At 29.9% G+C, this 1,250-nt stretch carries 2 protein-coding genes and 1 pseudogene; 2 read left to right on the top strand and 1 reads right to left on the bottom strand.

Annotation, left to right across the window (positions count from 1 at the left end; translation table 11 throughout):
- Both HFD15_RS13940 and HFD15_RS13935 read left to right on the top strand, forming a co-directional pair.
- A partial coding sequence (locus tag HFD15_RS13940) for an IS3 family transposase (protein WP_167593622.1) occupies window positions 1-135 on the top strand: 135 nt, incomplete at its 5' end.
- A gap of 461 nt (window positions 136-596) precedes the next feature.
- On the top strand, window positions 597-698 hold the full coding sequence (locus tag HFD15_RS13935; protein ID WP_021722009.1) for a type I toxin-antitoxin system Fst family toxin: 102 nt from the start codon (window positions 597-599) through the stop codon (window positions 696-698).
- Between the two features lie 378 nt (window positions 699-1,076).
- Here HFD15_RS13935 and HFD15_RS14475 read toward each other — a convergent pair.
- Window positions 1,077-1,175: pseudogene (locus HFD15_RS14475) on the bottom strand (recombinase family protein); the annotation flags it as partial.
- Window positions 1,176-1,250 lie beyond the last annotated feature (75 nt).

The raw sequence follows: 1,250 nt of genomic DNA, 5'->3' as shown, positions 1-1,250 counted from the left end.
GATGCTCATTTTGAGACAAGAGCTGAGGCTACTCAAGAAATATTTAAATACATTGAGACCTATTACAATACAAAAAGAATGCATTCAGGTCTTGATTACAAGTCTCCAAAGGACTTTGAAAAATATAATTCTTAAATTCTCTTAACTCCGTGTCTAGTTTTTCGTTGACTTTCCATTAAGCGAATGTTAATATAATTATGATAAACTATGCTTATTCCAGAAAAACTTTTCATAAATACTCCTGAAAAACATCAACTATTGATGTTTTTCTTATTGACAAATAATATTGAAGTGGTAGAATGGATACATTATAATAATAACCCCTAAAAATCATTGAATGGTTTTTAATCTACTTAGTAAAAAATCTCTTTCTAACTGAAGGAGTTTTTTTATTAAAAGTGAGCAAAAATTTACGAAAGTTTTTAAAATGAAAATTTTATGTTTTTCACTTCAGAAATAGTATATTTCCGAAAAAGAATAGTTTTCTTGAAAGATATTTCTCTTCTACTACTAGGGTATTTATTTCCTTTTTTATGATATAATTCTTAGTGGCGCACCTTTCTGATGCAGTATTGCCTTAGAAGGGAGGTGAGTCTATGCTCATAACAATCTTCGTATCAGTTGTCGCTCCAATAGTGGTTGGAGTAATCCTTGAGCTGGTCAAGGACTGGTTAAAAAACCGACATAAGCGCCTTTAATCCACTATTCGTCCCTTTGCCAGAGGGGCGTTTTTTGATAGTAATAAACAATAAAAAAACCGAGGGAATTTGCCAGCCCTCGGTTTAAGTGGTGAGAATATACTCACAACAATCTTCGTTAAATAAATTATACTTTTATTTATTTAGTTTGTCAACTTACTTAGTTTATTTTTAATCAGTATTATTTTAAAACTTTATTCTTCGTGATATTGTATGATTGCAGATTAATAAATCTCTCACCATTTACTATGTTAAACATATAGTCGCTCAAAGATCTGGGGCTGAATTTAAAAAAGTTTCTACTATTATAAGTGTATCATAATGTACTTGCTATATTACTATATTTTTTAATGATCATTCATTTAGAAATCAACACTTTTACTTTTTTATTGCACCAAACCTTCTTTTTTGAGTTGCAATACTGATTCCAGTTTTTCGTTCAATCATCTTATAAGTCATTCCTTGCTGCTTTAACTGGTTCTGTTGCAAAGTTTTCCAAAAAATCTATTTTAGTGTAAAATTGAGAAAAAAGACAGAGAGGACAGAGTAACG

This window comes from Lactococcus sp. EKM203L, from assembly GCF_011800585.1.
Taxonomy (GTDB): domain Bacteria; phylum Bacillota; class Bacilli; order Lactobacillales; family Streptococcaceae; genus Lactococcus; species Lactococcus lactis.
Note: the sequence above shows the minus strand (reverse complement) of the source record. Positions and strands in the feature narration are given on the sequence as shown.